This is a genomic window from Pantoea sp. Lu_F5_004, from assembly GCF_051136245.1.
Lineage (GTDB): Bacteria > Pseudomonadota > Gammaproteobacteria > Enterobacterales > Enterobacteriaceae > Pantoea > Pantoea agglomerans.
This window is the reverse complement of the sequence record NZ_CP194946.1, coordinates 2,819,763-2,833,181: the sequence shown is the minus strand read 5'-3', so window position 1 is coordinate 2,833,181 and position 13,419 is coordinate 2,819,763. Positions and strand designations below refer to the sequence as shown.

13 protein-coding genes are annotated in these 13,419 nt (G+C 52.8%); 8 read left to right on the top strand and 5 right to left on the bottom strand.

Annotation, left to right across the window (positions count from 1 at the left end):
- The first annotated feature begins 89 nt into the window (after window positions 1-89).
- The 5 genes from bglX (at window position 90) to ACR8BN_RS13140 (ending at window position 5,473) form a co-directional block, all read left to right on the top strand.
- Window positions 90-2,387 carry a beta-glucosidase BglX gene (gene bglX, locus ACR8BN_RS13160; protein WP_434747008.1) on the top strand — a complete coding sequence of 766 codons (2,298 nt, stop codon included), beginning with the start codon at window positions 90-92 and terminating at the stop codon, window positions 2,385-2,387.
- A gap of 96 nt (window positions 2,388-2,483) precedes the next feature.
- A complete protein-coding gene (locus tag ACR8BN_RS13155; RefSeq protein ID WP_134160359.1) occupies window positions 2,484-3,356 on the top strand; it encodes an oxygenase MpaB family protein in 873 nt (290 codons plus the stop codon).
- Window positions 3,357-3,598: 242 nt separating this feature from the next.
- Window positions 3,599-4,012 carry a hypothetical protein gene (locus tag ACR8BN_RS13150; RefSeq protein WP_434747007.1) on the top strand — a complete coding sequence of 138 codons (414 nt, stop codon included), beginning with the start codon at window positions 3,599-3,601 and terminating at the stop codon, window positions 4,010-4,012.
- 344 nt (window positions 4,013-4,356) lie between these two features.
- The gene (locus ACR8BN_RS13145; RefSeq protein WP_434747006.1) at window positions 4,357-4,974 is read left to right on the top strand and encodes a hypothetical protein; all 618 of its coding nucleotides are present in this window, start codon (window positions 4,357-4,359) and stop codon (window positions 4,972-4,974) included.
- 1 nt (window position 4,975) lies between these two features.
- Window positions 4,976-5,473 carry a surface-adhesin E family protein gene (locus ACR8BN_RS13140; protein ID WP_434747005.1) on the top strand — a complete coding sequence of 166 codons (498 nt, stop codon included), beginning with the start codon at window positions 4,976-4,978 and terminating at the stop codon, window positions 5,471-5,473.
- A gap of 254 nt (window positions 5,474-5,727) precedes the next feature.
- Here the strand turns inward: ACR8BN_RS13140 and ACR8BN_RS13135 are convergent, their stop codons facing one another.
- Together ACR8BN_RS13135 and ACR8BN_RS13130 are read right to left on the bottom strand one after the other, a co-directional pair.
- Complete coding sequence (locus ACR8BN_RS13135) at window positions 5,728-6,126, bottom strand: TonB family protein (RefSeq protein ID WP_434747004.1); 399 nt, start codon at window positions 6,124-6,126, stop codon at window positions 5,728-5,730.
- A gap of 181 nt (window positions 6,127-6,307) precedes the next feature.
- On the bottom strand, window positions 6,308-6,751 hold the full coding sequence (locus ACR8BN_RS13130; protein ID WP_031292560.1) for an NUDIX hydrolase: 444 nt from the start codon (window positions 6,749-6,751) through the stop codon (window positions 6,308-6,310).
- Window positions 6,752-7,058: 307 nt separating this feature from the next.
- Between ACR8BN_RS13130 and ACR8BN_RS13125 the strand changes: the two genes are divergently transcribed.
- From ACR8BN_RS13125 to idi, 3 genes are all read left to right on the top strand, one after another.
- Window positions 7,059-8,168: a suppressor of fused domain protein gene (locus tag ACR8BN_RS13125; protein WP_022625997.1), complete on the top strand. Its 1,110-nt coding sequence runs from the start codon at window positions 7,059-7,061 to the stop codon at window positions 8,166-8,168.
- 191 nt (window positions 8,169-8,359) lie between these two features.
- Window positions 8,360-10,255, top strand: a complete 1,896-nt coding sequence (locus ACR8BN_RS13120; RefSeq protein ID WP_039387674.1) for a methyl-accepting chemotaxis protein — start codon at window positions 8,360-8,362, stop codon at window positions 10,253-10,255.
- Between the two features lie 146 nt (window positions 10,256-10,401).
- Window positions 10,402-10,944 carry an isopentenyl-diphosphate Delta-isomerase gene (gene idi, locus ACR8BN_RS13115; protein ID WP_010254245.1) on the top strand — a complete coding sequence of 181 codons (543 nt, stop codon included), beginning with the start codon at window positions 10,402-10,404 and terminating at the stop codon, window positions 10,942-10,944.
- A gap of 136 nt (window positions 10,945-11,080) precedes the next feature.
- Here the strand turns inward: idi and nadS are convergent, their stop codons facing one another.
- The 3 genes from nadS to ACR8BN_RS13100 form a co-directional block, all read right to left on the bottom strand.
- Window positions 11,081-11,374 carry a NadS family protein gene (gene nadS, locus ACR8BN_RS13110; protein WP_010669711.1) on the bottom strand — a complete coding sequence of 98 codons (294 nt, stop codon included), beginning with the start codon at window positions 11,372-11,374 and terminating at the stop codon, window positions 11,081-11,083.
- Window positions 11,374-11,685, bottom strand: coding sequence for a type II toxin-antitoxin system RelE/ParE family toxin (locus ACR8BN_RS13105; RefSeq protein WP_010669712.1), 312 nt, complete (start codon window positions 11,683-11,685; stop codon window positions 11,374-11,376). The genes nadS and ACR8BN_RS13105 overlap by 1 nt, the downstream gene beginning before the upstream one ends.
- 178 nt (window positions 11,686-11,863) lie before the next feature.
- Window positions 11,864-13,339: an MFS transporter gene (locus ACR8BN_RS13100; protein ID WP_115764543.1), complete on the bottom strand. Its 1,476-nt coding sequence runs from the start codon at window positions 13,337-13,339 to the stop codon at window positions 11,864-11,866.
- Window positions 13,340-13,419 lie beyond the last annotated feature (80 nt).

The following is a 13,419-nucleotide window of genomic DNA, read 5'->3' as shown; positions in this document are numbered from 1 at the left end:
ACAGCGGCAGCTACCTGCTATTCTCATCTTGTGGCACACTGCCGCCTGTTAATTCGATATTGCGCAGTTACTTAAGAGAACCCAACCTGATGAAATGGATTTACTCTGTTAGTCTCGCTGTCTCCCTTGCGATGCAACCGGCATTGGCTGAGACAGTGCCAGGTAACCACCCGATGACCGAACAGGCGCGGGATGCCTTCGTCAACCAACTGCTTAAAAAAATGACGCTGGACGAGAAGATCGGCCAGCTGCGTTTAATCAGCGTCGGACCTGATAATCCGAAAGAAGTGATTCGCGACATGATTCAGAAGAGTCAGGTTGGCGCGATTTTTAATACCGTAACCCGTCAGGATATTCGCGCGATGCAGGATCAGGCGATGCAGCTCAGCCGCCTGAAGATCCCGCTGTTTTTCGCCTACGACGTTATTCATGGTCAGCGCACCATTTTCCCGATTCCTTTAGCCCTGGCGTCAAGCTGGGATCTGGATGCGGTGAAAGAGGTGGGGCGCGTCTCTGCCTATGAAGCGGCCGACGATGGCCTGAACATGACCTGGGCGCCGATGGTGGATGTCAGCCGTGAACCGCGCTGGGGCCGTGGCTCCGAAGGTTTCGGTGAGGATACGTATCTCACCAGCGAAATGGGACGCAGCATGGTGCAGTCGATGCAGGGCAAAAGTGCTGCCGATCGCTACAGCGTGATGACCAGTGTGAAGCACTTCGCGCTCTATGGCGCAGTTGAAGGCGGACGCGATTACAACACCGTGGATATGAGCCCGCAGCGCATGTTCCAGGACTATCTGCCGCCATACAAAGCTTCACTGGATGCGGGTAGCGGCGGCGTGATGGTGGCGCTGAACTCGATCAATGGCGTGCCCGCCACGGCGGACAGCTGGTTGCTGAAAGATCTGCTGCGCGATAAGTGGAAGTTCAAAGGCATCACCATCAGCGACCACGGCGCAATCAAAGAGCTGATCAAACATGGCGTCGCCAGCGATCCGCAGGAAGCGGTACGCATCGCCCTGAAGTCGGGCGTCGATATGAGCATGAGCGACGAATATTACAGCAAGTATCTGCCCGCTCTGGTGAAGAGCGGCGACGTCACCATGGCGGAGATTGATGATGCGGCGCGCCATGTGCTCAACGTCAAATATGACATGGGCCTGTTTAACGATCCCTACAGCCATTTAGGTCCGAAAGAGAGCGATCCGCAGGACACCAATGCGGAAAGCCGTCTGCATCGGGCTGAAGCGCGCGACGTCGCGCGTAAAAGCATCGTGTTGCTGAAAAACCGCCTGGAAACGCTGCCGCTGAAAAAATCGGGCACCATTGCCCTGATTGGTCCGCTGGCAGACAGTCAGCGCGACATTATGGGCAGCTGGTCCGCAGCTGGCGTGGCGAAGCAATCCGTTTCGCTGCTGCAGGGCATGCGCAATGCCACCGAAGGCAAGGCTACGCTGCTCTATGAGAAGGGCGCCAACGTCACCGACAATAAAGGGATTCAGGACTTCCTGAACCTCTATGAGCAGGCGGTTTCCGTGGATACGCGTTCACCGCAGCAGTTGATTGATGACGCGGTCGCCAAAGCGAAGCAGGCCGATGTGGTGGTTGCCGCCGTGGGTGAAGCGCAGGGTATGGCGCACGAAGCCTCCAGCCGCAGCGACCTGGTGATCCCGCCGAGCCAGCAGAAGCTGTTAGCGGCACTGAAAGCCACCGGTAAACCGCTGGTGATTGTGCTGATGAACGGACGCCCGCTGTCAGTGGTGAATGAAGATCGGATGGCCGATGCGATGCTGGAAACCTGGTTCAGCGGCACTGAAGGCGGCAACGCCATCGCCGATGTGCTGTTCGGCGATTACAACCCGTCGGGCAAACTGCCGGTTTCCTTCCCGCGTTCAGTAGGTCAGATTCCGATCTACTACAACCATCTGCCAACCGGTCGTCCTTACAACTTTGCTAAGCCGAACAAATACACGTCGCACTACTACGACGCGGCTAACGGTCCGCTCTATCCGTTTGGTTACGGCCTGAGCTATACCACTTTCACCGTGTCGCCGGTAAAAATGTCCTCACCGACCATGCCGCTTAACGGCAGCATTGAAGCCAGCGTAACGGTGACCAACAGCGGTAAACGCGATGGCGCGACGGTGGTGCAGATGTACCTAAACGATCCGGTCGCTTCCATCAGCCGTCCGGTGCAGGAGCTGCGTGGCTTTAAGCGCATCATGCTGAAAGCAGGCGAGTCGCAAACCGTGACCTTTAAAATCGACGTGGATGCGCTGAAGTTCTGGAACCAGCAGATGCAGCATGTTGCAGAGCCCGGCAAATTCAACGTGATGATTGGACTCGATTCCGTTCGTACCGAGGATGGGCAGTTCAACTATTTATAACCGTCAGCCTTTCCCCTGACGTCAGGGGAAGGTGATGCGGCGTGTCGTTAGCGTCCTGCTACGGCGCGCCGCGTCATATCCACTATCAGAGCCGCCATGATTAATCTGCGTGACCGCATTCAGCAGCAGGTATTCCGCCTTAACGGCCTGTCGATGAATGAATTTGATCTCTCTCAACCGCCTGGCGATCCTGGCCTGTTTGGGCCGGACAGCGTGATCTGGCGCGTCCACGGTGACTTCACCTCCATGATGTGTGGCGGGATCAGCGCGCTGCTGTTGCAGATGCTGCATCCGGCGGCGCTGGCGGGCGTCTGGGATCACTCCAATTTCCGTGAAGATATGATGGGCCGCCTGCGGCGCACCAGTCAGTTTATCGCGGTGACCACCTACGGTAATTCGCAGGATGCACAGACGCTGATTGACCGGGTGAAACGCATTCACCTGAAAGTCAGTGGCGTTGACAGCGAAGGCAAACCCTATGCCGCCAGCGATCCGCATCTGCTGACCTGGGTGCATGTGGCGGAGACCAGCCGTTTTCTGGCCGCCCATCTGCGCTACAAAAATCCACACCTCAGCCGCGCCGGGCAGGATCAGTACTATCAGGAAGCGGCGCAGATTGCCGAAGCGCTGGGGGCGGAGAAGGTACCGAAAAGCGTCGTCGACGTCGCGGATTACCTGCAACAGATGCGTTCAGAGCTGCGCTTTGATCAGCGCACTGCCGAAGTAACGCGATTGCTGATGAATGCCCCTGCACCCAGCTGGCAGGCAAAACCGGTGATGAAAATCATGCTGAAGTCGGGATTCGGGCTGATGCCAGCCTGGGCGCAGGCAATGTCCGGTACGGAAATTGGCCGCTTTCAGCAGGCGATTATTGACCGGAAGATTAATGCGATTGCGGTGGGATTAAGGTGGTCGATTCAGCGTGGTGCCTGGTATCGGGCAATGGTGCGGATGGGAAGGGTGGGGTGAGATGTTCACGGGTAAAAAGGTGGATTGCTGTAGCCCATAAAAGATTACGCAACTGGAGTAGTTGATATCTGCACCTGGATACGTGCTTTGTTAAGGCAGCCAATTTGTCGGAGTTAGGTACAATAGGCTGATTGAAGTAGATACCAACGTCCACTTTGTGCCAAAAGTGGACATAACGATGCTGATTATCTGGTTTTCAATGTATTGTTAAAAGACAGAACTTGACTAAGAAGGAGTGAGAGTTGTCACGCGATATCGGTATTTACATAGCTAAAAAAAAATTCCCTCCTACTTATCTCCTCAGGGATTCAATCATTCATGCAGGGTTTCCCTGCGTACTGGACGACGAATTTGATCCTTTAACGTTCAGCGGCTTCTTACCTTGTCCTGTTAATGGTTCGATTTCAGGCTTCGAGTATTATGTACATGAAGTGGATGATGATGAACTTAATGAGTTAAATGCTACCTTCGTTCCGGATTTAGCAATTGTTTTATCAACAGGCAGATATGAACTTGAGTGGATCTCTGCCTTAGCGACAGCATCCTGTATTGCAAGTCTTGCAGGAGGACTTGTAGTTGACTATTTAACTGGTAATCAATACTTTGCTGATGATGCGGTTAAATGGGCTAAAGCTAAGGTTTCGAAAATACAATAGTAGACTGATAAGGTTCAGTCTTTCGTTACCTGCTAACGCCAGTCAATTGCATCTTTTATTTTCGGAATGCCATATGGGATGTTCTTGAATTTATCAGACTACAAAGTCCGCTTTTCGCACATAGCGGACATTAGCCTATACACAGTCCGCTATGTGCCAGGGGCGGCCGTTGCTTGCATCATGGTAAGTTAGTTTACCATGAGCAGGTCACAGCCTGACAATGACGATCCAGACTTACTGTTATTGCACTAACAAAATTAACATGAAAGACATTTAATGGAAACTATAAAGTTTCATCAACTCGTGCCGATACTGAAAGTGTTTTTTCTAAATAAGGATATAACGTGCGTAAAATTTTATATATAACCGGCATGATACTTAGTATGGGATGCGCAGTATCTTCTGTTCAGGCCAGCACATTGACGAAAAGCCTTTCACGTTGCGACGCGAGTTTTTTCCAAGAAATCTATCACCAGGAAAGCAAACTTAACGGTTTGGTTCCTCTCGCTATAGGCGAGCATCATCTGGCATGGTTCAAAGGGCCAGCCGATGGTAATGGCAGAATATGGTTCGCCCAGCCTTTGAAAGAACTAAATCTGACGATTTCAGGCTATTATCTTCAAACCAGCGATCTCGACGAGATCAATGACGGGAAATTTTATTACTGGGGCATGATTATGCAAAATTCGCCTCAAGAAGTGATGAACGCACTTAACCATCTGAAGTGGGTAAAAACAGGCGATGACTTTATTTCTCAGGCAATGATAAAAGAAGGGCCTGACAGCAACTGGAAAATCAATAATCAAGCTGTTAGTGGTATTGCCCCCGCCAAAGAAAGCACTGAGAAGCTTTTGATTCTGAGCAAAGATAAGAATGGTTCGTTATTACTTTGCTCAATTCAAGGCTATGTCACGCCTGATATGCTTGCAGAGTTTAGACCTGATTTAAAGGGAAAAAAGTAATATGAAAATTCTACTATGTATTATGTTTTTTTTACTATCAGGGTGTGCTTTGAAAAATACATCATCACCTGATACACCCGCAAAAAAACCTGCAGGCTTGATTAAAGTATTGACAGATAATCATGCCATTTCCTATGCGGACCTGCGGATAGTTTCAATGTATCAAGGTAACAATCATTTGCGCAGATTTTATATGATCAATAATTATAAAGAAACGAAGCGTATTAGTTCTCATCCTCCCGTTTACGCAAACAGCTCACGAACAATCAATGTTATTAATTGTGATCAAAATCAACGTTCCGTCATGGGATGGACTCTGTTTACTAAACCTTATGCCGAAGGCGATATCATTTACGCAAAACCTGATATTGGGCAATGGGAGAATTTCCCGCCCCAATCAATTATCGGCATGATAGCTCAGTTACTGTGTAAAATACCTCCCGACAGGCTGAAGCCGGAACCTGGTGAAGATATACGTAAGCCTTTATTAGATAATTAAGCATAATTAAAGTCGCGGATTGATCTGCTTACTTTTGATTAATACACGACTGCGTTACAACTCTATTTAATGTAGAAAAACTGCGAATGTCCGTTTTTCGCTCAAAGCGGACCTTTAGTGCCGACCGTCCACCTTGTGCCAGAAGCGGATATCGGATAATAATTTATGTTAATATTTAGAAGTACAACATTCAGCCATAATAACATCCTGAATTACAGTCATTAATTTTCATTTATACAGCCTTAAAAGTAAATCTATTTTTGCACTTTTAATTTTACAGTCATGGGAAGATTCCTGGCAGGTTTGCTCTTTTCAAAACGCCATTTTGATACGGCTGTTATTACAGCATTATCGAACAAGTGGTCTGGCGTAGACTCGACAATTCTCATCTGACTTACCCTGCCTTCTGCATCAACGTCAAAGTTAAACTTAACCATACCTTCTATCCGGTTCTTAGCCGCATAGTATGGGTAAACGGGTCGATCTTGTCGAATGGGCTTTGGTTGTTCAACTTTAACAGGTGAATAAGTAGTACATGCATTGAGTACAAGAACAGCCAGAATCATCATAAACCCATACATAACAATATCCTTTTGTTGATAAACATTATCATTATACTTAAACATCAACGGAAGGACATTTGCTGAACTCATCGGATATCGCGTTATAACCCAAAAAAGCAGTGGATATAACCCCAATAAATCCTGGCCCCGTCTTGCTGCAAGCTAGTCATCCGCTCCTCGCTCATAGCAGACGTTAACCTGACTTCAGTCCGCTTTGTGCCATAAGCGGATGTTCAGGGTATCATGTTGCAGTTAATGTTGAAGGTCCGGCTTACTCCCTTTCAAGTATGTTAATGATTAAATCGCGTGGAAAAATTGTCTCATTGGTGTGTATGAGCTCTTCAATTGTCCACCAATGATAATCGCGTATGACTTCCTGTTCATTGCTACTCCACCCTGAGCGGTCGAGCTCAACTGTATTTGCATCAATCATAAAGAAACGCTCTTCAGCAAGTACAGTCTCCCCACTGGGTAGCATCATTGTGAAGTTTTGGGACGCTATCTGTGGTCCTGTTAATGTCCTTATCAAACCCGTTTCTTCAAATAATTCGCGTATAGCGGCCTGCTCAAAAGATTCATTTTTTTCAAGCCCTCCACCCGGTGTTGCCCAGTATGTTTTTCCTCTCAGAGCTCCATCTTTATGACAGAACCTAAAGAGCAGGACGCGATTATCAGGCGAAACAATGATCAGTCGAGATGATGGTCGAATGCGCACGTACCCCCCTTAAAAAAGCTTAAATACTAATTCTTGATATTTATATAAACATAAATTGCAGCCTGAATCGGCCTATAGGTCTGTATTTTCTTACAGCTTTAATCTTACACAACGTCCGCTCCTCGCTCATAGCGGCCTTTGAGACCTACAACGGCCACAATTCCAAAGCGCAGCACTTCACCAAAAACCCTCACCACCCCTCCAACTCCCACACTTTGAGACTATTACCCTTGTCTCAGATAGCCGCAGCCAGGATCCTGCTCTATTCTCGGGGAAAATGGATTCCTCCAGGCTTTGTCGAGGCACTATGACGTACAAATCCCTGATTGCTGAAGTCCACAATCAGCAGCGCACCCTGACCGCCATTGTCGAACAGGATGAGCGCACTGCCTATTTTTACATCTGGCCAACCGATCTGTTCCGCAGCCAGTATGCGGTGCGCGGCTGCTGGCTACGAAACCTGCTGCCGGCACCGGCGCAGGAAGATCGCGAGGCGATGGAGCAGGGCATAGCGCCGCTGCTCAGCGCCGAGTATTGCCGTAATCTGGAAGCGGAACCCGCGCTGGATCCAGCCGGTCTGCAGGTGCTATGGGAGCCGAGCGATGATGGCGCGGCGCTGTGGTACTACGGCCAGCTACTGGCGGTGATCCCCGGCTGGAGTCTCTATCAGGAGAAGCAGGTGAGCTTCTCCGCGGGCTGCATCAAAAAGAACCGGCTGACGGCACCGCTGGGATCGGCATCAACCAATGACTACTACGCCCGTGCAGAGCATCAGCGTCAGTTCTGGCGCGAATGGCACGACGGCAGCGAGTGGGATAAGGTGCAGAACGATCTGATGGCCTGCTATCAGGCGCGCTTTGGCGAGTCAGTGAAATATTACGCTATCGATCAGGGCAGCTGGCCGCCGATGGCGATCTCCCAGCACTGGCATCAGGGCGTCTGGTATTTCCTGACCATCGGCATGAGCATCCGGCCGATGCCGCAGGTCGATTATCTGTTTGATGAGCTGGCGCCGCAGTATCGCCGCATTGAACTGGGCATGGCGGTTGACGGTGAAGTTATGACCGAAGGCAACGCGGTGCAGATGGCCAGCGCGCTGGCGGAGTTCGTGCATCTGCCGTGGGCGCGGCTGACCTGGCTGGGCGAGGGCCATACGCTGGCGTCGGAAGTGGCACCCGTTGGCTTTGAAAGCTTCCTGCTGGCTAATGAGCTGGCAACCGAACAGGCGCAGTTCTCGTTGCCAAAACGCGACGGCGATCGTCCGACTCTGCTCTGGACCACGCCGATTACGGAAGCGGAGCGGCAGTTCGCCCAGGCGGATGAACATGGCGGTCAGAAGTTACGGGAATTGTTAACGGCGGATGGCAATAATCACATCTTCCGTCCGCGCCAGCAGGTCGTCAGTTCAGAAGAGTAGGCCAGCAATAATGCGCCTGTTCGCCCATTCCCCGGCGCTCGCCGGGGATGTGATAGTTCCGCGCTGAAATTAAATTTTTACATAAATCAAACATTTCTCAAATATGTGATCTTGCCCATCTCAAGTTCCTGTTTGCCGTGCCGTTAAACCCGATCAGGCAATCGCGCCGCACCAGGTTCAGGGGAACAAAGATGTTTAAAACAACACAATCCCGCTTCACCGCAACAATGATCGCGTTCTTTGTTGCGCTTTTACTCGTTACAGTCTGGGTTATTAATCAGTTTGTCGCGCCACAGCTGGTCGATAGCGAAAGCCGTCTGGTTCGCTATCAGGTGGATTCGCTGGCTTCCGGTATCGTTGAACAGATGAACCGCGTTCAGGCCCAGCAGCGCGCCATTACCGAAGCCGCATCCGTTATGGAGAGCGCCACCATCGACACCCTGTTACCGACGCTGGTTAACCAGTATCAGGACAGCAATGTGTTTGGCGGCGGGATCTGGCCACTGCCAAACCGTCGTGACCCGGCCAAAGAGAAGGACAGCAGCTTCTTTGCCCGTAATGCCAGCAATGACCTGCAGGTGAACACCTACTGGAACTCCGACGCGGCTGACAAATACTGGGAGCAACCCTGGTACAAAGATGGCATGGCCGCTCCGAAAGGCCAGTGTGCCTGGGCAAAAGCCTATCAGGATGCCGCCAGCCCGCAGCCGCGCACCAACTGTGCTATGGCTATCTACAAAAACGGCACGGCCTGGGGTGTCGCCACCATCGATGTGACGCTGGGGTTCTTTAACCAGCTGGCGAAGCAGATGGGTGAAACCATTCAGGGCAACGTCCTGATCGTTGAAGCCGATGGTAAAGTCGTGGGCAATGGCGCGCTGGTGAATGCAGCACCGAAGCTGGAGAACCTGGCTGACGTGCAGATGCCGATGGCAGCACCGCTGAAAACGCTGCTTAACGGTGTTGGCAATCAGCCGCTGGAAACCACCTATGACAGCAGTGAAGGCGAGCAGACGCTGTTCGTGCAGGCCATTCCAGGCAGCCCGTGGTATCTCGCCAGCAGCCTGCCAACCAGCCTGCTTAAAGCGCAGTCTCACAACATGCTTACCCGTCTGGGTCTGGTGCAGATCCCTCTGGCGGTAATCCTGCTACTGGTGTCGCTGGGCTTTGTCCGCGCCATGATGAAACGCCTCAACGTGCTGAACAGCAACATTGAAGCGCTGTCGACCGGTGGTGCCGATCTGACTCAGCGTCTGCCAGCCAGCAACAGCCCGGAGTTCAACGCCGTCGCGCAGAGCTTTAACCAGTTCATCAGCTATCTGCAGGGGCTGCTCCAGCAGGTGGGCGACAGCGCGCTGGCGATCACCGCCGCGTCGCGGGAAATTGCCAGCGGCAACGCCAATCTCTCCTCCCGTACCGAAGATCAGGCCAGCTCGATTGTGGAAACGGCCGCGTCGATGGAGCAACTGACCGGCACCGTGCGTCAGAACGCCGACAACGCTACCCACGCTAACCAGCTGGCGGGTGATGCCTCGCAGGTGGCCGCACGTGGCACCGAAGTGGTCCGTCAGGTGGTGACCACCATGGGCGAGATTCATCACTCATCCCGTAAAGTGGTCGATATCATCAGCGTGATCGACAGCATCGCATTCCAGACCAATATCCTGGCGCTGAACGCCGCAGTAGAAGCTGCACGGGCCGGTGAACAGGGCCGCGGTTTTGCGGTGGTGGCATCGGAAGTGCGCAACCTGGCACAGCGTTCAGCCAACTCGGCGCGTGAGATTAAAAAGTTAATCGAAGAGTCGGTGGCGAACATCGATACCGGCAGCGCGCTGGTCGAGCAGGCGGGTCAGACCATGGATGAGCTGATGAAGGGCGTGAGCAGTGTGACAACGCTGATGAGTGAAATCATGTCAGCCAGCCGCGAACAGAGCCTGGGCATCGAACAGGTTAACGTTGCGATTACCCAGCTGGATGGCACCACGCAGCAGAACGCCGTGCTGGTGGAGCAGGTTTCTGCTGCCGCGCAGGCCATGGAATCGCAAAGCACCCAGCTTGAGCGGGTGGTTCAGAGCTTCCGACTGTAATCCCTCTCCAGGCCAGCCTTGCTGGCCTGATTTTCTCCCTGCTTCATCCGCTTATCTCCGCCTGACCCGGGTAATAAATCCTTGATGATCCGCCCAAACCGATAATTCTGTGCCAGAATAGTTGGGAATAATCTCAAGGAAACGCCATGTCTGCTATTGAAGTTATCCTCGTTGACCACCTCGATCGTCCCACCGGCAAGATGGAAAAGCTGGAAGTGCATGAAAAAGGATTACTGCACCGCGCGGTGACGGTCTACGTCTTCAATTCCCGGCAGGAGCTGTTGCTACAACGGCGTGCCAGCGATAAATATCATTGTGGTGGCTTGTGGAGTAATACCTGCTGTGGTCATCCTTATCCTCATGAATCAACCCGCGACGCCGCCGAGCGCCGCCTGCGTGAAGAGATGGGAATGGTGGTGACGCTGACGCCGGTGTTTGAGCTGAGCTACAACCTGAAGCTGAGCAATGGCCTGACTGAACATGAGTATGGTCACGTCTTCTTTGCCGTCTGCGACAGCCTGCCGCAGCTGAATCCGCAGGAAGCGGATGCCTGGGATTATCGCCCGATGGCGCTGATTGAGCAGCAGATGCAGCAGCAGCCACAGCAGTTCACACCGTGGTTTTTGCATACCTTCCCGCGCATCCCGGACTATCTGGAGCAGTTTCCTTTCCCGCAAGTTACCGCATAAAAAAACCGCACTAAGGTGCGGTTTCAATGCTGGCCGGAGAAGCCGGGCCGGGGTAAACAATGCGTCAGGGTTATGAGCCCGTTTGCTCCCGCTCTTTATCCCTGCTAACCGGCACAAAGGCCGGTTTCTTCAATGATTATTTATCAGCAAGCGCTGGGATCACATGCTGCGGATCGCGTTCTATGGCCCGGAGTAAAGCTTTAGCCGGGCCGGTTGGCTCACGTCGTCCCTGCTCCCAGTTTTTTAGCGTGTCTACATTCACGGAAATCAGCTTAGCGAACCCGCTTTGCGAAAGACCAGTAGCGTTTCTGATAGCTTTGACTTTAACCGCAGTGACTGTGCTTTCGCGGGCAGGTGCTCGGGAGCCTTCGACGATCTCATTCATCTGAGTCATGCTTTCTTTCAAACGCTCAAACAGTTTTTTGTCCATTACCAGCCCTCGTTCAACGCCCTTAACAGATGTTTTTCATCCTCGGATAAATCATCCTGGACGCCTTTTTTATAAATCAGCAACAGCCTGATTTGTGATTCAGAGACTTTGTAATAGTAAATCACCCGAACGCCGCCACGCTTACCTTTGCCTTTGGCCGCCCAACGAACTTTACGCAGGCCACCCGTATTCTGGATAACATCACCCCAGCCTGGATTGTCAGCCATGAATTGTTGAAACTCGCGATATTCATCATCGCTGAGTAGTTCCTTTACATCTTCCGTGAATACAGGAGTCTCAATGAATAACATGTCTGTACGTCATTGGCGTAGGGTAGAATCATATTATCATGCAAGGAGGGTAAGTCAATGGCGTACAGTGAGGTGTGTAATCGCCCGCGCTGAGCATTGCCTTAGAGGGCATTTTATGCGTCTTTGCGGAGGACTTTTGCTCCCTGAGCCTGCGCGCTATCCACGCCCTGGCCGTTGATTATCGCTGCAGCTCGAAATCTTCCGCATCCACATCATAACCCGACGGTTCCCAGCGGATCGCCAGCAGCGCCAGCAGGCCCGCCAGTGGTGCCAGGAAGATCACCCAGAACACGCCTGTGCCCAGCGCCGCAACCAGCACCGGAAACAGAAACAGCGAAACGGTAGAACTGCCGCGCATCAGCGTCTGGTTAAAGCCGACACCCACGCCGCGCAGCGACGTCGGATAGCTCAGCGACGCAAAAGTCATAGTATGGGAGCCAGGCCCGAATCCCTGTCCAAACAGGAACAGCGCCAGCATGCCGATCGCCAGCGCGGCTTCCTGGCCGCCTTCCGGACGACCAATCAGCGCCAGCCCGAGCAGCGCCACGCACTGACAGGCATAACCCGCCACCGACATCTTCCACGCCCCGAGGCGCGGCACCAGTCGCACCGCCAGTATCCCGCCGACAAAGGCGAACAGCAGATTCAGCGCCAGCGACACCAGAATGGTGGTAAGCATTGACTGGGCAAAGAAGCTGGAGATGATCACCGGCAAGCCAAACGCCACTGCGTTATAAGCAAAGGATGAGGCAATGGAAGTGATGGTCGCCAGCAGGGTACGGCGGCGATAAACACCCTGTAACAGCGCACCATAGTTACGCCAGCTCGCCTTGCGCACCGGCGTGGCAGGCGTCAGCGCGGCGTCGGCTGCCACCTGGGCATTAATATTCCACGCACTGCGTAAAATCGCTGCGGCACCTTTCAGGTCGCCCTGATTCGCCGCCCAAACCGGGGATTCGCTCATGTAACGGCTACGGATGGCGATGATGATAATCGCCGGAACGGCACCAAAACCAAGGATCAGCCGCCAGAGCCAGTCGGTGTGGCTTTCGGGTAGCACGGCATAGAGCAGCAGCACCAGCAGATAAGAGATGCTGATCGCCGCATACCAGGTTGGGCACCACATCGCCACGCTGGCCGCTTTATTTCCCTTGCCACGCAGCCGGGAAAACTCCGCCAGAAACGCCATCGCCACCGGCAGATCGATTCCGACCCCCAGGCCCATCACAAAACGCGCGCCGGCCAGCACATACTCATTGGGGGCAAACGCACAGGCGATAGCCGCCACCACGAAAAAGAACATATCGGCCATAAACACCCGATAACGGCCAATTTTATCCGTGAGATAGCCGCCGATCAGTGCGCCGATAATGGCCCCGAAGGTGATTGCCGAGGCGACCATGCCGGTGCCGGTCGGGGTGAGATTGAATTCGCGCGTGATGTCTTTGATGCCAAAGGCCAACGCACCCAGGTCGTAGGCGTCAAGGAAGACGCCCCCCAGCGCAATCGCCACCACAATACGGGCATTATTACGGGCGCTGTCGCCACTGTTCACTAATCGGGAGACGTCAGCTGCGCTGCGGATCCACTGTGTTTCGCCACCGGGCGAACTCCCTGCTGTTGCCACGTGGGCGGAAGAGGTCAGGTCGGACATGATGTTGTGCGTCTTTTATTATAAAAACAGATTTCCGAGGATAGCCGTTTAGACGCCCAGACGTAAATTCATTTCGGTTA